Genomic DNA, 20578 nt, shown 5'->3' with positions numbered 1-20578 from the left:
TATGTCAAACCACTCTGCGTTGAGCCTGGAGGGCGTTGCGCCTGCCATAAATGAAGAGTTAGTGTGGAAGAAAGTCGTCCGCCGCACGCTGCCCTTATTAATGATTTGCTATATTCTGGCCTATCTTGACCGGATCAACGTCAGTATCGCTAAATTACAAATGTCGAGCGATCTGGCATTTTCCGACACCGTTTACGGTATCGGTGCGGGAATATTTTTCATCGGTTTTTTCTTTTTTGAAATTCCCAGTAATATGATCCTTCATCGCTTTGGCGCCAGACGTTTACTTGGCGGTTTACTTATTTCCTGGGCGCTCATTGCGCCGCTGACGGCATTTGTGCGCACGCCGCTGGAGTTTTATACCGTGCGCTTCTTTTTAGGCGTGGCGGAATCTGGCTTTTATCCCGGGGTAATTCTGTATCTTTCGTTCTGGTTCCCCAGCTATCGCCGCGGGCGGATGTTCGCCCTCTTTGCTACCGCCGTACCGCTTTCCGGGATCCTCGGCGCTCCGCTCTCCGGGTGGATTATGGGCCATTTTCATGAGTACGGCGGTCTCGCTGGCTGGAAGTGGTTGTACATTATTGAAGGCGCGCCATCTCTGCTCATTGGCGTGCTGGTGATATTTCTGCTGACCGACCGCATTGCGCAGGCGAAATGGCTGTCAGATGACGAAAAAGCGTTGCTCGAGGCGCGACTGCGCAGCGATGGCAGCCATAAGACCGAACAGCATGGTTCGATGCTGGCTGTTTTGAAGAATCCGAAGGTGTGGTTACTGACTTTTATCTATTTCTGCCTGATTGCCGGGTTCTATACCGTCAGTTTTTGGATGCCAACGCTGATTCATAACGCCGGTGAAGGCGATGTGCTGAAAGTCGGATTGTTAACCGCTATTCCTTATGCCGCAGCGATAGTCACCATGATTGCCGCTTCGCGCAGCGCCGATAAACGTAGAGAACGTCGCTGGCATCTCGCCGCCATCGCCGTCATGAGCGGCCTGGGGATGATTATTGCGGCGCTGTTCAGCCACGATCTGGTGATTGCGATGATCGGTTTAACAATTGGCGCAGCGGGCGGATTGAGCACCCTACCACTCTTCTGGAGCCTGCCGACGGCCTTTCTTGGCGGCACTTCCGCCGCGGTCGGTATCGCGGTAATCAACTCCTTTGGCAATCTCGCCGGCTTTGTCGCCCCGTGGATTATGGGCCTGCTCACCGATATGACCCATTCGACGCTAACCGGCACCTTAATCATCTCCGCGACGCTGTTTATCGGCGCTGCGGCGATATTCCGTATTCCTGCCCGTATGGTTAACCATTAATAATATTGAGAAAAACACCATGAATAATAAATTAACGATTGCCGTCACCGGCGCCGCCGGATTTCTTGGCTCCCAACTGGTCAAGGCGTTACTCCAGCGTGGCTCATTGACCGGCCCGCAGGGTGAAACGCAGGAAATCGGTAGACTGATCGCTATCGACCGCGTGGCGTTACAGGGGATTGACGATAGTCGTTTACAGGTATTAACCGGCGACATCAGCGATAGCGAATGGTTACGTAGCGCGATTCCCACTCAGGTCGATAGCGTCTTTCATTTAGCCGCCGTCGTTTCAAGCCAGGCGGAACAGGACTTCGAGCTGGGGATGAAAATCAACGTTGATGCCTTCCGCCAACTGCTGGAGCACCTGCGTCAGTTGCCGCAGAGCGTCAAACTGGTGACCACCAGTTCGGTGGCGGTATTCGGCGGCGACTTGCCGGAAAAAGTGAGCGATTCACAAGTATGGTTGCCGCAGAGTTCTTACGGCACGCAAAAAGCCATTTGCGATCTGTTACTGGCGGATTACAGCCGTCGCGGTTGGCTTAATGGCAGAAGCCTGCGCATGCCCACCATCGTCGTGCGCCCGGGGAGGCCCAATCAGGCGGCATCGAGTTTTGCCAGCGGTATTATCCGCGAGCCACTTAATGGGGAATCCGCCGTTTGCCCGGTCGCGGCGGATACCCGTCTATGGCTATTGTCGCCCCGTAACGCGATTAAGGCTTTAATTCACGGGCATGAACTGGCTGAAGCACAGTTGACGGACGGTCGGGTGATTAATCTCTGCGGGCTGTCGGTCAGCGTCGAACAGATGATCGCGGCGTTGCGCCAGGTTGCCGGCAGTGAAGTCGCGCAGCGTATCACCTTCACGCACAATGCCGCCATTGAACGCATTGTCAATTCGTGGCCTGGCGATTTCGACACGCGCTATGCTCAACGTCTTGGGTTTATCGCCAACCACAGCTTCAGCGAAATGATCGAAGAGTATATGGCAGATTACCTCAAATAGGTTCGGTACCAGCGGCGCCCGACGGCGCCGCTGCATGTTACCAGGGGAAGTCGTGAACCAGCGAAAGATCCCAGGCGGTGGCCAGTAACGACAGAAACATAATCAGATTAACGGTAGTTTCGATTCGTTTTTCCATGCTGCTTCTCCTGTGTCGCACAGCTAGAGCTTCATCAGATACCGAACATAATCGTCCGCAGGGGTGAATTCATCATACAGTCGGCGTGCAGGATTATCGTGACGGGTGTGCCAGTACAGCCGCGACCATCCCTGAATTTTACCTTCAGCCTGCAGGGTTCGAATCAGCGTTCTCGCGACTCCCCGCCCGCGGGCTTTTGGTGCAACAAACAGGTCTTCCAGATAACAGACAGGCGTCGTTACCCAGGTGCCTTCGTGAAGTACGCAGATAGCAAACCCCAGCACCTCGCCCTCAACCACGGCTACCCGACCGATCACCGGAGACTGCGGATCCAGCAGACGTCGCCAGGTATGTTCGGTGACGGTTTCCGGCTGCGGGCTATTATAGAACTGCGTGTACCCCTCCCATAACACTCGCCAGGCGCTGTAATCCCGGTCAGTAGGTTCACGTATGTCTATATTCATTGATGGGATCTCCGCACGCTAAACATCATCGTTAAGTCATTATTTTGCTTTCTGAAAATGACTTCAAGCGCCGAGTGCACATTTCATCCCTTTCCCCGCTGCGAAGCGATGTCGGTACGATGTTACTGCAACGGTTTACTGCTAACAACAACCAGAATGTTGTAACTAATGAAAGAGATTAACCCGGCAGCATGCCGGGTCATTGCAGAGGAGCGTTTAGCACAGCGGTTTTACGGCGCTGCGCATGCCGTCACGTAAGATAGCATCCAGATTAGCCGTTACCTGCGCCGTCAGTCCTGGCACCTGCGTCAGATCCTGCTGCCAGTGCGATTCTACCGACAACACCGACGTTACCAGATCCTGCGTTGAAAGCTGGCCATCGCGATGCTGCGCCCACAGCGTCTGAAAGCGTGCGATCCATTCCGCGTCGTCCTGAACCGGGTAGACTTCACCGTTACGCTCGCCGCGGTAGAAGGCGATCAATGCCGCCAGCGCGAAAGTCAGGCGCGCTGGGAGCTTACCGCTCTGCTTCTGCCCTGCCAGCAGCTGCGGCAGGATACGTGTACGGAACTTGGTCATGCCATTGAGGGCGATGGATAACAGCTGGTGTTTGATATAGGGGTTGCGGAAGCGTCCTGTTACCGCGCTGGCGAATGATTCCAGCTCATCGCGCGGCAGATCGAGAACCGGGATAATCTCCTGATATATCGCTTTTTCGACAAATGAGCAGACTTCCGCGTCGTTCATCGCTTCACCGACAGTATCCAAGCCCGCCTGCCAGGCTACAGGCACCAGCGCGGTATGCGCGCCGTTAAGAATCGCTACCTTCCGTTCTTTATAGGGTTTGATATCGTCAACAATCAGCACATTGAGCGGTAATTTATCGAGGCGCAATTCGGCGGCCAGCGATTTCGGCCCCTGGATCACGAACAGGTAAAAGTGCTCGGCGGTATCAAGAAAGGCGTCTTTATAGCCAAGCTGCGTTTCAATCTGCTCCGCTTCATCGCGCGGATAGCCGGTAACGATGCGGTCCACCAGCGTCGAACAGAAGGTGTTCGCCTCTACAAGCCAGGCGGCAAAGGATTCCGGCAGCGACCATTCACGCGCATAGCGCAGCACCAGTTCACGCAGCGCCTCGCCGTTATAATCGATGAGCTCACAAGGGATGATGACCCAGCCTTTATCAGCGGCGCCGGCAAAATGGCTGAAACGCTCATATAGCAGCCGGGTCAGTTTCGCCGGATAACTTACCGCCGGGGCATCGTCAAAACGGTCCCCGGCATGGTAGCTGATACCGGCCTCGGTGGTGTTGGAGAAGATAAAGCGAATATCCGGATTGTGCGCCAGGCGCAGAAATTCGTCATAGTCGGCGTAGGCGCTAATTTCGCGGTTTACCGAACGAATAAGACGCGCATCGCTGACTGCTTCGCCCTTTTCATTCAGTCCGCGAATAATCGTGGTATAGAGGCCGTCCTGAGTGCTCAGCGACGGCGGGAAATCGCTGGCGATGGGTCGGACGATGACCACGCCAGCATTCAGGTCAGTATGCTCGTTAAGCAGGTCAATTTGCCAGTCAACAAACGCCCGCAGGAAGTTACCTTCGCCAAACTGGATGATACGTTCAGGGTACTGCGCGCCGGGGAAATCACGACGGTTTAAGGTTTTCACAATGGGTTCCCTCTTAGAGTAGTCATACAACCTGAGTAATTGGTCCAATAAGTTATCAGGTTTTATGCTTCGCAAAACCCCGTTTTGATCAAACCTCTTCGCATTATTCTGTCGTCGGGAGGATCTTATAGAACAGCGAGGTACCCGACATTTCCCCGTCAGGCATTAAGGCAAACTGCGGAATTTCTCCCGCTTTTTGCCAGCCGCACTGCTGATAGAAGCTCTCCGCGCCGCTGCCGGTGGCGGTATCCAGCACCAGCACGGTTTTCCCGTGCGCCAGTGCAATAGCCTCAAGCTCGCTCATCAGTAACCCGGCGATCCCCTGCCGGCGCGCATTTTGGTGAACCAAAAGCTTGGCGACATCGGCGCGGTGCGGCTGGTTTTCCGGCTGGTCGATAATCAACTGGACGGTCCCCACTATCTGCCGTTGTTGGTTTTCGGCCGCCAGAACAATCCGCTCGCCGGCAGCGACGCTTTGCGCCATCCGCTGCCAGAAGCGCTCCCCGGTGTCCGGTGAAAACGGCTGCATAAAACTGACCGAAGCCCCGCCGTTCACGCAGCTGGCGAGGATTTCATTTAATTGCGGAAGGGATTCAAGAATAGATTCACGCGTCAGCGTGCGAAGTGAAATAGGTGTGGCCATGGGTTGCTCCCTGATAATGACCACATCACTATGTTTTTAACTAATATTTAACTCAAGCAAAAAGACCATTGGATTTTCTTATCACACGCCGTCAGGCAACGCCTGCACGCAAACACGATTGCGCCCGGCCTGCTTGGCGTTGACTAACAGGTCATCCGCTTCCATCAGCAGCTGATTAAACAGCTCGGCGATCCGTCCTTCACCAACTTCGCGGCACTGCAAGCCGAGACTCACCGTCAGGCGAATACGCTGCTGCCCCCAGGTGAACGTTTCCGACTCAATCCCCTGGCGAATTTTTTCCGCCAGCAGATGGGATTGTTGAGCATTATCGAGCAGCGCCGCAACGGCAAACTCTTCCCCGCCGATACGCGCCACCATTCCCTCTTCGCCCGCCAGCTCGCGCACGCGCTGGGCAAACTGGGTTAGCACGCAGTCACCGCATTCGTGGCCCCAGGTATCATTCACCCGTTTAAAACCATCGATGTCCAGCACCATCACCGAGAGCTGTTTATCCGGGTGCGGCGCCTGGCGTTTCAGCGCCTCGCCCAAACCGGAACGAGAGTAAACCCGGGTCTGAAAATCGAAGTCAGCGCGGAGCGCCAGCTGTTTGACCAGGTTGTTGATAGCCTCGACGCTGGTCGCCACGATCACCGGGCTAATCAGCATCGCCGCCATGCCGAGACGGGTTGAAAACAGCTGCCACGGCTGCGGACGCGCATCCGGCGACAGATGGATAAGCGAGTTTGCCACCAGCAGAATCTCAGTGATACCGGTAATAAACGTCAGCAGGCAGGTCAGCGGCAAGGGATAGCGAATCGCGCACCAGATCAGCGCCGGCAGCGGGAAAGTCAGGCTTCCGGCGCCGCCTACCGCCACGCCGAGCGCCATCGATAGCACCAGCGCTATCACCGGCAGTAGTTGGCTAAAGCGAAAGCGGCCCAGCACCGATGGCAGCGTCAGGGTCAGAATAAACGGCAGGATGAGGACCGCGGTCGAGAACTGCTCGCTAAACCAGTCCGCCAGTTGCGGAATAAAAGTCGCCCGTTCAACATCAACAGAGCCCAACGCGCCAACCGCTGCGCACACCAGCGCCGCCAGCAGGCAATAACAGAAAAGATTCAGAGCGTTAATTGGCCCCGGCATCGAATCGGCACGCCGCTTATCCCACAGCACCAGTTGCGCCAGAATGACGATGAAGACGATATTGGAGAAGTTAATCAGCAGCGACGCAAAACCCATGCCCCAACGGGAAGTCAGGCCGTCATAAACCAGCATCGCGGCAAAACAAATAGCGTAAAAATAGCTGCGATTTAGCCAGACGTAGCGTGCGAAAATACCTGCCATAACGGCATTGAGCGGCCAAAAGAACGAGAGCTCCTGCACCAGACGTAACATAGCGCCCATAAAGTGCAGCAGGATCGTCAGCGTGAATAACACCAGCGCATCGCGCACCGGTTGATCCTCGCGAAATAGCGTGAATGACCGAATCGACAGTGAAGACATTCAGTAATTATCCGTCTAATTGTTTCAGGCAATTATTATGTAAATAATTAGTTAGCGGATTATCATAGCATGAGAATATTTGTTAGGCATACTGCCATGCCTGAGCGTTATCGGTTAACGGTTGGTAATCGCGTTCATTTCCATCACCAGCCAGTGGTGAATCACCTGTACCACGTAACGCTGCTCCTCGCCGCTCAGTTCACGCCCGCGCGGGATCGCATGCCACTTTTCCAGACATCCGCGGCAGCAGGTCGCCGTAGCGTGCTGGGCGATAAATACCGGGTGCCCGCGCATCGGCGTCTGCTTACCGTCATTAGCAATCTGCGCCGGAGCCAGCCGTTTAGCGATAAAATCCGCCGCGTGGCTGTCGATAATCTCCGGCCCTTTATCATAACAATACTGCCGCTCTTTCACCCCAAGGTGGAAGCGAGAGCGGAACGTTGAACGCCCAAGCCGGGCGAACAGATTTTCCATTGCAGACATCAGAACACCGATCTTCCTAAACGTTGGGTGAGTTTTTCCAGTAAGGCGATCCCCGCCAGCGAGTTACCCGCTTCATCAAGTTCAGGACTCCACACTGCAATCGCCATCTCCTGCGGCACAATCGCCACAATGCCGCCGCCGACGCCGGATTTTGCCGGCAGCCCGACACGCCAGGCAAACTCGCCGGCGTTCTGGTACATGCCGCTGGTCATCATCAGCGCGTTAACCTGCCGTGACTGAATCGGCGCGATGACCGGGTTCGCCAGATGCGGGGCAATCCCCCGATCGGCGAGAAACAGGAAGGTCCGCGCTAGCTCAACGCAGCTCATCTCCAGCGAACAGTAGTGGAAATAGTTTTGTAGCACCGTGGCGACATCATTATGGAAATTGCCGAAGGATTTCATCAGCCAGGCGATGGCGGCGTTACGCGCGGAGTGTTCGAACTCGGAGCGCGCGACCACCGAATCATAGGCGATATCGTCCACCCCGCTCAGCCGACGCACGATCTCCAGCATTCTCTGACGCGGCGCGCTCAGGCGGCTTTGCAACATGTCGCAGACCACCAACGCCCCAGCGTTGATAAAAGGATTACGCGGTTTGCCCTGCTCGATCTCCAGCTGCAGTAAGGAGTTAAAGGGCTGGCCGGAGGGATCTTTACCGACGCGCTGCCAGATCTCCTCTTCCTGATAATGGTTCATCGCCACCACCAGACTGAGCACCTTCGAGATAGATTGAATCGAGAAACGTTCGTGGGCATCGCCGGCGCTATAGTGCTGGCCGTCAACCGTACAGATGGCGACGCCCAGTTTATTGCCGCTGACCCGCGCCAGGGCTGGAATGTAGTCCGCTACCTTGCCGCGCCCTATCAGCGGCCTGATTTCTGCCAGAACGGCATCCAGCATTGCATTATTAATAACCGTCGCCACACTCGGCTCCTTGCCCACCATCGAAATTCGGGTGGCGAGTATAGCAGAGCGCGACGACGGACGTCAGGCGCTAACGTCGATTAGCGGCGGTCTTTCCATACGGTTTGAATATTGCAGAACTCATGCAAACCGAAATGCGACAGTTCCCGACCAAAGCCGCTCTTCTTCACGCCGCCAAAAGCCACGCGAGCATCGCTGGCGCTATAGCCATTGATAAACACCCCGCCGCACTCCAGACCACGCGCAAAACGCTCCGCTTCCGCGTTGCTTGACGTAAAGACGGTTGCCGAAAGGCCAAACTCGCTATCGTTAGCCAGTTCAAGGGCATGGGCCGCGTCGCGGGCTTCGCTGATGGTAGCCACCGGGCCGAAAAGCTCCTGACGGAAACCGGTCATCTCCGGGGTCACGTTGGCCAGCACCGTTGGCGCGTAGTAGTTGCCGGCGCCGGCGATTTTCTCGCCGCCAAGCAATAACGTCGCCCCTTCCTTCAGCGTGGCTTCAACCTGTTGATGCAGTTCATCGCGCAAATCAAAACGCGCCATCGGGCCGATGTAATTTTGCTCGTCGCGCGGGTCGCCCATTTTCAGCGCCGCCACCGCGGCCACGAATTTTTTAGTAAAAGCGTCGGCGATACCCGCCTCAACGATAAAGCGTTTCGACGCCGCGCAGACCTGCCCACTATTCTGATAACGGCCGATGACGGCGGCTTTTACCGCTTCATCCAGATCGGCATCGTTGAGTACGATAAAGGGATCGGAACCACCGAGTTCCAGCACGCATTTTTTCAGCGCTGCGCCGGCCTGAGCGCCGATTGCCCGCCCGGCGCGTACGCTACCGGTCACCGTGACCGCCGCGATACGATCATCATTGATAATTTGCGAGACGCCTTCATTGGTGGCGTTGATCCAGCCAAAGACGCCAGCCGGCAGACCCGCTTTGGCAAACAGTTCGCCCAGCAGCTGCGCGCAGCCCATCACGTTCGGTGCGTGTTTCAGCAGATAACTATTCCCTGCCAACAGAATCGGTACCGCGCCGCGCAGAACCTGCCAGACCGGGAAGTTCCACGGCATCACCGCCAGAATCGGCCCCAGCGGCCGGTATTCAATCACCGCCTTATTATCTTCTACCTGGGTGGCTTCGGTCGCCAGCATCGCCGGGCCATGTTCGGCATACCAGTCGCAGAGATTAGCCGATTTGCTCACTTCGCCGCGCGCCTGGGCGATGGGCTTACCCATTTCAAGGCTGATCATTTGCGCCAGCTCTTCGCAGCGGGCGCGCATTGCGCCGCCGACTTTACGCAGCGCGGCGGCGCGATCGGCGACCGTTACCTGGCGCCACTGGCGAAAACCCTGTTGCGCCAGGGCAATGGCTGAATCCACTTGTTGTTCGGTTGACCACGGCAGAGACGACACGACTTCACCAGTGGTCGGGTTCACGGAAACCGCGTGGGTGGCAGATAAATTCATGGTTATTCTCTCTGTAGGGATTGCGAAGTGTGGATAGTGTGGCCTACTCTTCCTTTCATTGAAAATGAATAATATTAAGCAACACATTCACAAAAGAAGAATGCTATGGACCTTACCCAACTTGAGATGTTTAACGCCGTCGCCAGTACCGGCAGTATTACCCAGGCCGCGCAGAAGGTGCATCGCGTCCCGTCGAATCTGACCACCCGCATTCGCCAGTTGGAGGCCGACCTCGGCGTCGAGCTATTTATTCGCGAGAACCAACGGCTGCGTCTGTCGCCCGCCGGGCACAGTTTTTTACGCTACAGCCAGCAAATCCTGGCGTTAGTCGATGAAGCGCGGATGGTGGTCGCCGGCGATGAGCCGCAGGGGCTGTTTTCCCTCGGCTCGCTGGAAAGCACCGCTGCGGTGCGCATCCCCACCACGTTAGCCCTTTTCAACCAGCGTTACCCGAAGATCCACCTGGCGTTGTCCACCGGCCCTTCCGGCACCATGATTGACGGCGTACTGGAAGGCGCGCTCAGCGCGGCGTTTGTCGACGGTCCGCTGGTTCATCCTGGTCTGGAGGGGCTACCGGTGTTCCCGGAAGAGATGATGATCGTCGCCCCTTATGGCCATGCGCCGGTAACCCGCGCCAGCGAGGTCAACGGCGCGAATGTCTACGCATTTCGCGCCAACTGCTCCTACCGCCGTCATTTTGAGAGTTGGTTTCACGCCGACCGCGCGACGCCCGGAAGGATCCATGAGATGGAGTCCTACCACGGTATGTTAGCCTGCGTAATCGCCGGCGCTGGGCTGGCGCTGATCCCACGCAGTATGCTGGAGAGTATGCCAGGCCATCAGCAGGTTTCCGCCTGGCCGCTCGCCGAAGAGTGGCGCTGGCTGACGACCTGGCTTGTGTGGCGACGCGGCGCGAAGACGCGCCAGCTGGAGGCATTTATTGAATTGCTGAACGAGGACCGTCAGGCGGCAAGCGAGACATGATGGCCGGACGTTAATCGGCGATAATCAGCCGCGGCGAGAGTTCCTGGAGCGCATCACGGGTCTCCCCTGGCAAATGCGCATCGGTGATGATGTCCGTGAGTAAGTCGAGGTGCGCGATATTGAACAGCGACCAGGCGCCGTATTTCGAACTGTCGGCCAGCAGGATCCGCCGCCGGGCGTTGGCGATCAGATCGCGCTTCAGCGCCGCCTTCTCTTCCGTCGGCGCGGTAATGCCCTTTTGCAAATCCCAACCGTTACAGCTGACGAATGCCAGATCCGGCCACACATTCTGCAGCAAGCGTCGCCCATGCTCGCCAATACACGACTGGCTGCTGTCATCGATGCGCCCGCCGATAATCGTCACCTCAATCTGTTTGAATTCAGCCAGAAACAGCGCGATATGCAGATCGCTGGTGATGACCCGCAGCGGCAGATGCGTAATCTGTCGCGCCAGTTCAATCATGGTGGTACCGGCGTCCAGCACAATGGCATCGCCGGCCTTGATAAGCGACGCCGCCGCCCTGGCGATGGCGTATTTCTCCTGAGGGCTACGCTGCGCTTTTTCCAGCGTCGTCGGCTGTGTGGGAATAAATCGGTTGAGCGTCACGCCGCCGTGGGTACGGCTAATGACCCCTTCCTGATCGAGTTTAATCAGATCGCGACGGATGGTCGCCGGCGAGGCGTTAGTTACCGCAACCAGTTGGTCGACCGTTACCAGATTATGGCTTTTCAGGAAGTCCATAATCTGCTCTAACCGATTATATCCCTTCATGTTATTCCTGTGCGATTTGCATGGCGAGCTCAATGGAGGTTGCCATGCTCTCAGACTTCGCTTTACCTGTCCAGGCAATATCAAAGGCGGTGCCGTGGTCCGCGGAAGTGCGGATAAACGGCAACCCGGCGGTGATATTCACCCCATCATAAAATCCAAGCAGCTTGAGCGGAATATGCCCCTGATCGTGATACATCGCCACCACCATATCGTACATGCCTTCGTGGCACTGCATGAAGACGGTGTCCGGCGGGCACGGTCCGACAACATGGATACCCTGCGCCTCCATGGCGGCAACCGCTGGGGCGACGATACGGATTTCTTCATCGCCGAACAGACCGTTTTCACCGGCGTGCGGGTTCACTCCGGCTACCGCGATGCGCGGCTGCGAATACCCCACGCGGCGTAAAAAATCATCGGCAACCCGGATAACCGTCTCCACCCGCGACTGGCTTAGGGTATCGAGGAAACGCCGCAGCGCGATATGGGTGGTAACGTGGATCACCTTGAGCTTATCGGTGTACAGCACCATAGCGTAATCTTTGGTCTGCGTCAGATGAGCCAGCAGTTCGGTGTGTCCAGGGAAATGGTGCCCGGCCAGATGTAGCGCCTCTTTATTCAACGGCGCGGTGGCGATAGCTTTGACTTCGCCAGCCAGCGCCAGCGCGGTGGCGCGCTTGATGCAGCGATACGCCAAATCGCCGGCCTGAGCCTGGACTTCGCCGGGCCGCAGGGCCTGAGGGTCGCTTAACGGTTCATCAATCACGTTAATCGTCGCGGGTGAAAACTGCGCTTCACGCGGGTGTTCAATAATTCGCAACTCCGCACGCGGAGTAATGTTCAGCGCCAGGATTCGCCGCAGCGTCTGCGCGCAGCCCACGACCACCACCGGCGCACCGCTCAGTTCCCCTTCGCTCAGCGATTTAATAATAATTTCCGGACCAATGCCCGCCGGGTCGCCCATCGTTACCGCAATCATGTTAGACACTCAGTTTCTCCTCAATAAAATTCACGACATCCCGCAGCGTGGTCTCCGTACCGAATCCCCCTGCTTTGGTCATCACCGGACGCGGCCAGCGACTTCCGAGAAAATGGCCGTACGGCACGCATTGCGCCACCCGGCCGGTTATATGAAACCCCTGCGCGCCGAGCGCATGAGCGACGGCGATAGCGACATCGCCGCCGGACAGATAAAGCGCCCCGGGCGCACGTAACTCAACGGCAAGTTGGGTGACCTGCGCGAGATAAGCACAGATCCGTTCTCCCAGCGCAGCGCGGCTCACCCCGCGTTCACGGCACTGCGCCTCAATACCGTGCCGGGCAGCGCTGTCCGCACAGGTGCTAACCACGCAATGATGATTTGCCGCCAGCACCGCGGCGATTCGCCGGGCATCGGCCAGGGCGTCGCCGTTAAAGGCGCGGGCGGTATCAATCCCGATCCGCTCGACCCGCGGATGGCCGGCCAAAGCGGCGACCTGAGCCTGTGCTATTTCGCTCATGGACCCGACCACCGCCAGCAACGGCCCGGCCGCATCCCGGCGCAGATAGCGCGCCAGCGCCTCGCAGATCCCCGCAGAGCCCACCAGCAGCGTTTGCCGCGCGCGGCTGGCTACCGCGGCGATAACCTCATCCAGCTGCTCGTCTTCTTCGGCATCAATAATCAACACTCGTGGTTGGTCGCTCTCTTCCGCGAGGGCGGCTGCCAGCTGTCGCACGTCAAGCGAACGGCACGGCAGCTGGCTCTGCATGGCGAGCAATTGCCCAATATCGGCGCTAGTGACCGGGGTTTTGGGGTCGCTGGCGAATTCTGTTTCATTAAGCGCTACGCCGTGGACATAACAGCGCCCCCCGCGGGTTATACGCCCTGCCCCCGGAAAGGCAGGCGCGACGACAGCGGTTACGCAGCCCCGCGCACGCATCATCGCCTCCAGTTCCGCGCCGGGATTGCCGCGCAGGGTGGAGTCGATTTTCTTCACCTGCCAGACGGCGGCGAAATTTGCCGCATCACGGAGTACTGCGTTCACTTTCTCTGCAGCCTGCGCCCAGGAAAGCGCCCGACTATCGCTATTGAGGACCAACGCCCGGGTGGTGGACTGATGGCCGGCGTTAAAGGCCACCTCAACCGCCAGGCCCGCTTCCGCCAGACTGACACCAGCATCATTGGCCCCGGTAAAGTCATCTGCCAGCACCAGAACAGGGTTTTCGCCGCAGCTCATTCTCTTTCCTTCATCGCTTATTTGAATCGTTAATGATTATATTCAATCATATTTGATTAAATGTGAGCAAGCTCAAGTTATTAAACGTCCGTATAAATTATAACTTTTGCTCATTGAAATGAGTGAACACTAAGCATTTTGATTGAATTCAATCATAACAATAGAGGAGTAAGACGTGGCGACGATTAACAGCACGATTATCAGCGGCGCGGGCGCCATATCAGCCCTGAAGCCAGTGCTGGCAGGTAAAAAGCGCATTTTATTGGTCACCGATGCGAACGTCGGTAAGTTGGCAGCGACCAAACAGATCCAACACCTGATGGGCGAGAATAACGTTGAGGTGAGGACCGTGGATTCCGTACCGGCAGAGCCCAGCCAACATGACGTGGCGCAAATTGTTGCCCAACTCGCGGGAGCGCAACCGGAGATGGTCGTCGGTATCGGCGGCGGCAGCGTCCTCGACGTGGCGAAGCTGCTCTCAGTATTACTTCATCCCGCCTCCCCTGCGCTCAACGCGCTGATCGACGGCGAGAAACCGCGTCTGCGTCTGGCATCGCTGCTGATACCCGCCACCGCAGGCACCGGCTCGGAAGCGACACCAAACGCCATCCTGGCTATTCCCGAGCGTAATACCAAAGTGGGGATTATCTCCCCGCTACTGCTGCCGGATTTCGTGGCTCTGTTGCCGGAACTAACCACCAGTATGCCTGCGGCCATTGCCGCCTCCACCGGCATCGATGCGCTGTGTCATCTACTGGAGTGCTTTACTTCAACCGTCGCGAACCCGGTGAGCGATAACGCCGCCTTAATCGGCCTGCATAAGCTGGTGCGGCATATTGAGCGTTCCGTGACCCACCCGCAGGATCTTACGGCGAAACTGGAGATGCTGTGGGCCTCGTACTATGGCGGCGTGGCTATCAATCATGCCGGCACGCATCTGGTGCACGCGCTCTCCTACCCGCTTGGCGGCACCTGGCATCTGCCGCACGGCGTCGCGAACGCCATTCTGCTGGCCCCCTGTATGCAGGTCGTACGCCCGCACGCGGTGGATAAATTCGCTCAGGTCTGGGATCTGATCCCGGACGCCGATCTGACCTTGAATAACGAAGAGAAATCTCATGCGCTGGTCCGCTGGCTGGCGCAACTGGTGAAACGCCTGGCGCTGCCGGACAACCTCGCCGCGCTGGGTGTACCACCAGAGAGTATTGAAACGCTAAGCGCCGCGGCGCTGGAAGTAAAACGATTAATGAATAATGCCCCATGCAGCGTGAACCAGGACGAAGTCCAGGCGATTTACCAGACGCTGTTTCCACAGTCATCTCATCAGGGAGAAGAGAAATAAATGCATCATTCCATTCGCGGCGTGTTAACCGCCATTGTTACCCCCTTTACCGCCAGCGGTGAACTTAATTTGACGGCGCTGCGCCAACAGGTAGAACGACAGCTGGCCGCCGGTAATGGCATTTTTTGCGGCGGAACCAACGGCGAGTTTTTCGTCCTCAATGAAGCGGAAAAAATAGCTATTGCCGAAACCTGCGTCGAGGCGGTTGCCGGACGCGCGCCGGTGGTGGCGCATATTGGCGAAGTGTCGACGCGGGAAACCATTCGTCTTGGCCAGCAGGTAGCAAAGTCAGGCGTCGACGCGGTGTCGGTCATCACCCCGTGGTTCGTGCCGCTAAAACAAGATGAGCTGGTAAGCCACTACACGGCGATCGCCGATGCGCTAAGCGTACCGGTATTCCTCTATAACATCCCGGCGCGCACCGGTAACACCATTGAACCGCAAACCGCACGTCAGCTGGCTGCGCATGGCAACATCATTGGCATCAAAGATAGCGCCGGTAGTTATGAGAGTCTTAAGGGCTTTCTTGATGCGGTGAAAGATATCGACGGTTTTAATGTTCTGAACGGGCCGGATTCGCTGATTCATCAGGGTTTCGTTGACGGTTGTTCAGCGTGCATTTCCGGGTTGGCTAACGTTGCGCCACGAGAGATTAACGCGATTTGGTCAACCTTCCAGGCAGGCGATATTGAAGCCTCCAGGCTGGCGCAGGAAAACGTCACCGGCCTGCGTACCGATCTCTACAAAGTCGCCTTTTCCCCCGCCGCGGTGAAAAAAGCATTGCAGCTGATGGGCCATGAGGTCGGCGATAGCCGCTACGCGGTGCAGTTTAGCGCATCTCAACAGCAGCAAATACGTGGAATCATCGCGCAGTATCTTAATTAAGCGCTGCGCTTCTTCAACAAAATAGACCGGGCACCTGCGTGCCCAGGATTCGTACGCCCAAAGAGAGGCTAAGATGAATCATTTTACCACTGAAGATACCTTTATTATTGTTGGCATTGTCATCGCCTATATCTTATTTACCACCTGGCTGACGTTCCGTATTAGAAGTAAAAACTCCGGGGATTTTATGGAGGGCTCGCGCGCGATGCCGGCCTTTATTGTCGGTATCCTGCTGATGTCGGAATATATCGGCGCCAAGTCCACTATCGGAACCGCACAGGCCGCCTTTGAGAGCGGGATTGCCGCCTCCTGGTCAGTGTTGGGCGCCGCCATTGGCTTTCCGTTGTTTGGCCTGATACTGGTTAAGCGCATCTATAACACTGGCAAAATTACTATTTCCGGGGCGATTGCCGAGAAATACGGCACCAGCACCAAGAATATTATTTCCATTATTATGATTTACGCCCTGTTGCTGGTGAACGTCGGTAACTACGTCAGCGGCGCGGCGGCCATTTCTACGGTCTTAAAAATCAATTTACCCCTCGCGGCGTTTATTACCGCCATTGTTAGTACTTTCTATTTTGCCTTTGGCGGTATGAAAGGCGTGGCCTGGGTCACCATGCTGCACAGCGCATTAAAATATGCCGGTCTACTCATTATTATGGGCTTCGCGCTGGCAAAAACCGGCGGTTTCACGCCGATGATTGAGAAGATGCCTGATTACTACTGGACCTGGGATGGCAATTTTGGCGCCGGCACGATCTGCGCCTGGCTTATCGGCACCATCGGCTCCATCTTCTGTACTCAGTTTGTCATTCAGGCTATCAGCTCGACAAAAAACGTAAAATCGGCGAAACGCTCTACCTGGATTGCCTTTTTCTTCTGCCTGCCTATCGCCTTCGCGATCGCCATTATCGGCGTGGCGGCGAAGTTTTTACACCCGGAAATCAATAGCCTGTACGCCCTGCCGGTGTTTCTGCAAGATATGAACCCGTGGCTTGCCGGGTTAGTGACAACGTCACTTGTTGCTTCAATTTTCGTTAGCGTCAGTACCGTTGCCCTGGCGATTGCCTCGCTGGTGGTAAAAGATTTTTACGTGCCGTGGCGCAATCCAACGCCGGAGCAGGAGTTTAAAGCCACCCGTTGGGCCTCGCTGATCATCGGTTTTCTGCCGCTTATTTTTGTGCTGCTGGTACCGGAAGTGCTGAAGCTCTCCTTCTTTACCCGCGCCATCAGGCTCTCTATCACCGTCGTCGCGGTCATCGCCTTCTATGTGCCGTTCTTTAAGAGCGCCCGCGGCGCGAACGCTGGCCTCATCGGCGCCTGCGTGGTGACTTCGGCGTGGTATTTGCTCGGCGATCCGTTCGGCATCAATAACATGTACATCGCGCTGATCACCCCGGCCCTGATTATGGTGATCGACCGCCTAATCCCCAATAAAGCGCAACAATCATCCCCGGCCCCCATTGAACAACGTGGAGTGTAAAAATGACCACCACCCCAACTTTTGACGGCGTAATTCGCCAACACCAACAGGATCCTCATCTGGCATGGGCAATGTTGCCCTCCGGCTGCCCGCAAAACCATGCCGCCAATCTTTTGCCGCTGCCCGATGGCACACTGCTGTGCGTATGGTTCGGGGGTTCACAGGAAGGAAAAGCGGATATTTCAGTCTGGGGGGCGCGTTTAGCGCCGGGCGCCACAACGTGGAGCGAAGCAGTAAAGTTATCCGACGATCCGCAGCGTTCGGAACAGAACCCGGTGCTGTTTCAGGCTCCAGATGGCGTGCTGTGGCTGTTATGGACCGCGCAGCACGCCGGCAATCAGGACACCGCTATTGTGCGTTATCGCCAGTCGCGCGATGGAGGAAAGCACTGGGGCGCAATCGCCACCCTGCTCGATGAACCCGGCACCTTTATTCGGCAACCCATCAGCGTGATGCCCAACGGCAACTGGTTGCTGCCGGTTTTCTATTGTCGTACCCGTCCGGGAGAGAAATGGGTCGGTAACGATGATGTGAGTGCGGTAAAAATCTCAGCCGATGGCGGCAAGAGCTGGCGCGACGTGGCGGTACCGCAGAGCCTCGGCTGCGTGCATATGAATATCACCCTGCTGGCCGATGGCTCGCTGGTCGCCTTCTTCCGCAGCCGCTGGGCCGATCATATCTGGTACAGCCGGTCGACAGATTTTGGCGAAAGCTGGTCAGCGCCGATCCCCACCACGCTGCCAAACAATAACTCGTCCATTCAGGTTACCACGTTGAGCAACGGCGATCTGGCACTGGTGTTCAATAACATGAGCGCAGCAGGCGCCAGCGAGCGTCGGGCATCGTTATACGATGAAATAGAAGATGATGACGGTCGTAAAGAGCCTGAACGCACTGGCAAAACCGCCTTCTGGGGCGCGCCGCGTGCGCCAATGACCGTGGCGATTTCCGCTGACGGCGGTAAAAGCTGGCCATGGATGCGCAACCTTGATGAGGGCGACGGCTACTGTATGACCAACAATTCCGAACAAAAACTGAACCGCGAATTCTCCTACCCCAGTATTAAACAGGGTGAAGACGGTAATTTACACATTGCCTATACCTGGTACCGACAGGCCATCAAGTATATCCGCGTATCGCCGCAGTGGGTGAAAGGAGAAATCGCATGATCATCGGTAATCTGAACGCCCTGCCTCAGGCGGGGTTGCCACTGGCGTTACGGCAAATCCTCAGCCGTCCTGAATGTTCTCTTGCCGCCCTGGCAGCCTGTGAAGATGGTCGCTTTCAGCCTGCTGATCGCGACTGGTACTGCACCATCGGCACCGCGCAAACCCAGGCGGCAGAACAGCGACATACCGAATACCACCACCAGTGGGCCGATATTCAGGTCATTTTAAGCGGAAAGGAGACTATTCATGCCGGTACGCTGTACAGCGGCCAACCCGACGATGAACAACGCAAACCAGATCTCTTTATCAGCAAGCATACGCCGCAAAGCGTCACGCTGCATTTGCATGCCGGCGACTTCGCGGTCTTTCTGCCCGGCGAACCACACCAGGCGCTATGCGCCTTTGCAACACCCGCCCCGGTGAGGAAAGCGGTGTTTAAAGTACCGCGCAGCATGCTGGAGGCGCCATGAAGCAGGCACTGGTCACAGGCGCCAGCTCGGGGATCGGCGCCGCGATTGTGGGGCAACTGCTGGCCGAGGGCTGGCAGGTGCTCGGGCTAAGCCGCTCCGCGCCGCCATTCGCTCATGAAGCCTTCAGACATCTGGCAGTCGATGTGAGCGACCGCCAGGCGCTGGTTGATGCTCTGTCGTCGGTACCGACGCCGCAGGCGATTATCCATGCCGCTGGTATGATGGCGGCGGCGCCGCTAGGAGAACTTGACGCACTGCGTGGCGAGACGTTGTGGCGTCTACATGTAGATGCGGCGCAGACCTTAGCCAACCGCTTTGCGCCCGTTATGAGCCGCGGCGGTCGGATTATCCTTTTGGGTAGCCGAACCTCTCGCGGAGCGGCAGGCCGTTCTCAGTATACGGCAACCAAAGCGGCGCTGGTGGCGCTGGCGAGAAGCTGGGCGGCGGAACTTGCCGCGGCGGGCATTACCGTTAACGTGGTCGCCCCCGGCGCCACCGATACGCCAATGCTGCGCCAGCCAGGGCGGGAGAGTTCGCCGCCGAAGACGCCGCCGCTCGGTAGATTGATTAAGCCACAGGAAGTGGTGTCGCTGGTGAGCTGGCTTCTTAGCGAAGAGGCCGCGGCCATGACCGGACAAGAGCTGGTAATGTGCGGCGGCGCCTCGCTTAGTTAGGATTGCCCGGCTAAGCGCTGCGTCAGCCGGGGAAACTATCGTTAACTTTCGCGCAAATAGACCGTGCCGCGCAGATAGGTGGTCGCCTGGCCGCTAATCAATACGCGGTCATCGCGCCACTGGCAGCGCAGCTCTCCGCTGCGCGCCGACACCTGGCGCGCCAGCAGGTCTGTTTTATTGAGCTTCGCTCCCCAGTAGGGGATCAACATACTGTGGGTTGAACCGGTTACCGGATCCTCCGGCACCCCATCACCGGGACAGAAAAAGCGGCTGACAAAATCGTACTCCTCGTCGGCGGCGCTGATGCAAATCCGCTTATCCAGCGTCTCCAGCAGCGCCATATTCGGACGTACCGCTTCAACCTGCGCCCGGTCGCGTAGCACCACCAGGTAATCACGCCCTTCCCGCACCTCCAGCGCATCATCGATACCCAACCCGGCGAACAGTGCCGGCGGTACGTCATGCACCGGCGTCGTTTGCCAGGCTGGGAAATCCAGCGTCAGCCAATCGCCGCTGCGCGTCACCCGCAGTTCACCGACAAAACGGGTGCTGAATACGATGGTTGCCGAAGGGTGATCGAGATATTCAAAAATCACGTGCGATGCTGCGAGGGTGGCGTGACCGCAGAGATTAATCTCATCAAGGGTCGTGAACCAGCGCAGCTCATAGCCGCTGTCGGTACGAACAAAAAACGCCGTTTCGGATTGATTATGCTGCTGCGCCATTTTTAAAAGCGTTTCATCAGGCAGCCATTCGCTGAGCGGGCACACCGCCGCGGCGTTGCCGCCAAAATTGCGATCGCTGAAGGCATCGACCAGGTAAAAACTAATTTCTTTCATCGTGCTCCCCTTTTTTATCGTCTATCAACATGACACAGAAAGCGCGGGTGCACACTATTAGCTGAAAAATTAAGTTGTTAGCAGGCACAGGTGTCAGCATAAAATGAGACACAGATCACAAAGTGATTGTA

The 20578-nt window shown here is 56.9% G+C and carries 20 protein-coding genes; 9 read left to right on the top strand and 11 right to left on the bottom strand.

Annotation, left to right across the window (positions count from 1 at the left end; genetic code table 11):
* Position 1 precedes the first annotated feature (1 nt).
* The gene (locus ABLU86_RS10010; RefSeq protein WP_059476306.1) at positions 2-1318 is read left to right on the top strand and encodes an MFS transporter; all 1317 of its coding nucleotides are present in this window, start codon (positions 2-4) and stop codon (positions 1316-1318) included.
* Positions 1319-1337: 19 nt separating this feature from the next.
* A complete protein-coding gene (denD, locus tag ABLU86_RS10005) occupies positions 1338-2321 on the top strand; it encodes a D-erythronate dehydrogenase (RefSeq protein ID WP_348796073.1) in 984 nt (327 codons plus the stop codon).
* A 159-nt stretch (positions 2322-2480) separates the two neighbouring features.
* Here the strand turns inward: denD and ABLU86_RS10000 are convergent, their stop codons facing one another.
* The 7 genes from ABLU86_RS10000 to sad all read right to left on the bottom strand — a co-directional run bounded on the left by ABLU86_RS10000 (position 2481) and on the right by sad (position 9610).
* On the bottom strand, positions 2481-2921 hold the full coding sequence (locus ABLU86_RS10000) for a GNAT family N-acetyltransferase (RefSeq protein ID WP_032711589.1): 441 nt from the start codon (positions 2919-2921) through the stop codon (positions 2481-2483).
* Positions 2922-3137: 216 nt separating this feature from the next.
* On the bottom strand, positions 3138-4589 hold the full coding sequence (locus tag ABLU86_RS09995; protein ID WP_348796074.1) for a tagaturonate reductase: 1452 nt from the start codon (positions 4587-4589) through the stop codon (positions 3138-3140).
* A 103-nt stretch (positions 4590-4692) separates the two neighbouring features.
* Complete coding sequence (locus ABLU86_RS09990) at positions 4693-5232, bottom strand: GNAT family N-acetyltransferase (protein WP_015705327.1); 540 nt, start codon at positions 5230-5232, stop codon at positions 4693-4695.
* A gap of 81 nt (positions 5233-5313) precedes the next feature.
* Positions 5314-6735 carry a GGDEF domain-containing protein gene (locus ABLU86_RS09985; protein WP_015366715.1) on the bottom strand — a complete coding sequence of 474 codons (1422 nt, stop codon included), beginning with the start codon at positions 6733-6735 and terminating at the stop codon, positions 5314-5316.
* A 114-nt stretch (positions 6736-6849) separates the two neighbouring features.
* Positions 6850-7218: a DUF4186 domain-containing protein gene (locus ABLU86_RS09980; RefSeq protein WP_015366716.1), complete on the bottom strand. Its 369-nt coding sequence runs from the start codon at positions 7216-7218 to the stop codon at positions 6850-6852.
* On the bottom strand, positions 7218-8144 hold the full coding sequence (gene glsB / locus ABLU86_RS09975; protein WP_032707989.1) for a glutaminase B: 927 nt from the start codon (positions 8142-8144) through the stop codon (positions 7218-7220). Before glsB ends, ABLU86_RS09980 begins: the two co-directional genes overlap by 1 nt.
* 80 nt (positions 8145-8224) lie before the next feature.
* A complete protein-coding gene (sad, locus tag ABLU86_RS09970) occupies positions 8225-9610 on the bottom strand; it encodes a succinate-semialdehyde dehydrogenase (RefSeq protein ID WP_348796075.1) in 1386 nt (461 codons plus the stop codon).
* 105 nt (positions 9611-9715) lie between these two features.
* Between sad and ABLU86_RS09965 the strand changes: the two genes are divergently transcribed.
* Complete coding sequence (locus ABLU86_RS09965; RefSeq protein ID WP_042897565.1) at positions 9716-10594, top strand: LysR family transcriptional regulator; 879 nt, start codon at positions 9716-9718, stop codon at positions 10592-10594.
* 10 nt (positions 10595-10604) lie between these two features.
* Here ABLU86_RS09965 and ABLU86_RS09960 read toward each other — a convergent pair whose 3' ends face one another.
* From ABLU86_RS09960 to ABLU86_RS09950, 3 genes are read right to left on the bottom strand one after another with little or no spacing between them, the layout of a single operon-like run.
* Complete coding sequence (locus tag ABLU86_RS09960) at positions 10605-11366, bottom strand: DeoR/GlpR family DNA-binding transcription regulator (RefSeq protein ID WP_042897568.1); 762 nt, start codon at positions 11364-11366, stop codon at positions 10605-10607.
* 1 nt (position 11367) lies between these two features.
* Entirely contained in the window at positions 11368-12354 is a 987-nt protein-coding gene (locus tag ABLU86_RS09955) for a D-threonate 4-phosphate dehydrogenase (protein ID WP_042897571.1), read from the bottom strand.
* Positions 12347-13582, bottom strand: coding sequence for a four-carbon acid sugar kinase family protein (locus tag ABLU86_RS09950; RefSeq protein WP_042897573.1), 1236 nt, complete (start codon positions 13580-13582; stop codon positions 12347-12349). Before ABLU86_RS09950 ends, ABLU86_RS09955 begins: the two co-directional genes overlap by 8 nt.
* A 175-nt stretch (positions 13583-13757) precedes the next feature.
* Between ABLU86_RS09950 and ABLU86_RS09945 the strand changes: the two genes are divergently transcribed.
* The 6 genes from ABLU86_RS09945 (at position 13758) to ABLU86_RS09920 (ending at position 19608) form a co-directional block, all read left to right on the top strand.
* Positions 13758-14924, top strand: a complete 1167-nt coding sequence (locus ABLU86_RS09945; protein ID WP_348796076.1) for an iron-containing alcohol dehydrogenase — start codon at positions 13758-13760, stop codon at positions 14922-14924.
* A complete protein-coding gene (locus ABLU86_RS09940; protein ID WP_160184014.1) occupies positions 14925-15809 on the top strand; it encodes a dihydrodipicolinate synthase family protein in 885 nt (294 codons plus the stop codon). It abuts the gene before it with no gap.
* 73 nt (positions 15810-15882) lie between these two features.
* Positions 15883-17295, top strand: a complete 1413-nt coding sequence (locus ABLU86_RS09935; protein ID WP_032714439.1) for a sodium:solute symporter family protein — start codon at positions 15883-15885, stop codon at positions 17293-17295.
* A 2-nt stretch (positions 17296-17297) separates the two neighbouring features.
* A complete protein-coding gene (locus tag ABLU86_RS09930) occupies positions 17298-18464 on the top strand; it encodes an exo-alpha-sialidase (RefSeq protein WP_142689216.1) in 1167 nt (388 codons plus the stop codon).
* Entirely contained in the window at positions 18461-18934 is a 474-nt protein-coding gene (locus ABLU86_RS09925) for a YhcH/YjgK/YiaL family protein (protein ID WP_348796077.1), read from the top strand. Before ABLU86_RS09930 ends, ABLU86_RS09925 begins: the two co-directional genes overlap by 4 nt.
* Positions 18931-19608, top strand: a complete 678-nt coding sequence (locus tag ABLU86_RS09920; RefSeq protein ID WP_348796078.1) for an SDR family oxidoreductase — start codon at positions 18931-18933, stop codon at positions 19606-19608. Before ABLU86_RS09925 ends, ABLU86_RS09920 begins: the two co-directional genes overlap by 4 nt.
* 41 nt (positions 19609-19649) lie before the next feature.
* On the opposite strand, the gene ABLU86_RS09915 is transcribed toward ABLU86_RS09920, so the two are convergent.
* Entirely contained in the window at positions 19650-20447 is a 798-nt protein-coding gene (locus ABLU86_RS09915) for a PhzF family phenazine biosynthesis protein (protein ID WP_015366729.1), read from the bottom strand.
* Between the last annotated feature and the right edge of the window lie 131 nt (positions 20448-20578).

Origin of the sequence: Klebsiella sp. JN_Kp121 (genome assembly GCF_040062145.1) — a bacterium.
GTDB lineage: Bacteria > Pseudomonadota > Gammaproteobacteria > Enterobacterales > Enterobacteriaceae > Klebsiella > Klebsiella aerogenes.
The sequence above is the reverse complement of the archived record's forward strand: the minus strand, read 5'-3'. Positions and strand labels throughout refer to the sequence as shown.

Coding starts and splice junctions, on each gene's coding strand:
- ABLU86_RS10010 (WP_059476306.1), top strand. CDS start 2: ATGTCAAACCACTCTGCGTTGAGCCTGGAGGGCGTTGCGCCTGCCATA.
- ABLU86_RS10000 (WP_032711589.1), bottom strand. CDS start 2,921: ATGAATATAGACATACGTGAACCTACTGACCGGGATTACAGCGCCTGG.
- ABLU86_RS09940 (WP_160184014.1), top strand. CDS start 14,925: ATGCATCATTCCATTCGCGGCGTGTTAACCGCCATTGTTACCCCCTTT.
- ABLU86_RS09935 (WP_032714439.1), top strand. CDS start 15,883: ATGAATCATTTTACCACTGAAGATACCTTTATTATTGTTGGCATTGTC.
- ABLU86_RS09920 (WP_348796078.1), top strand. CDS start 18,931: ATGAAGCAGGCACTGGTCACAGGCGCCAGCTCGGGGATCGGCGCCGCG.
- ABLU86_RS09985 (WP_015366715.1), bottom strand. CDS start 6,735: ATGTCTTCACTGTCGATTCGGTCATTCACGCTATTTCGCGAGGATCAA.
- ABLU86_RS09950 (WP_042897573.1), bottom strand. CDS start 13,582: ATGAGCTGCGGCGAAAACCCTGTTCTGGTGCTGGCAGATGACTTTACC.
- sad (WP_348796075.1), bottom strand. CDS start 9,610: ATGAATTTATCTGCCACCCACGCGGTTTCCGTGAACCCGACCACTGGT.
- ABLU86_RS09925 (WP_348796077.1), top strand. CDS start 18,461: ATGATCATCGGTAATCTGAACGCCCTGCCTCAGGCGGGGTTGCCACTG.
- ABLU86_RS09980 (WP_015366716.1), bottom strand. CDS start 7,218: ATGTCTGCAATGGAAAATCTGTTCGCCCGGCTTGGGCGTTCAACGTTC.
- ABLU86_RS09990 (WP_015705327.1), bottom strand. CDS start 5,232: ATGGCCACACCTATTTCACTTCGCACGCTGACGCGTGAATCTATTCTT.
- ABLU86_RS09960 (WP_042897568.1), bottom strand. CDS start 11,366: ATGAAGGGATATAATCGGTTAGAGCAGATTATGGACTTCCTGAAAAGC.
- ABLU86_RS09915 (WP_015366729.1), bottom strand. CDS start 20,447: ATGAAAGAAATTAGTTTTTACCTGGTCGATGCCTTCAGCGATCGCAAT.
- ABLU86_RS09930 (WP_142689216.1), top strand. CDS start 17,298: ATGACCACCACCCCAACTTTTGACGGCGTAATTCGCCAACACCAACAG.
- ABLU86_RS09965 (WP_042897565.1), top strand. CDS start 9,716: ATGGACCTTACCCAACTTGAGATGTTTAACGCCGTCGCCAGTACCGGC.
- denD (WP_348796073.1), top strand. CDS start 1,338: ATGAATAATAAATTAACGATTGCCGTCACCGGCGCCGCCGGATTTCTT.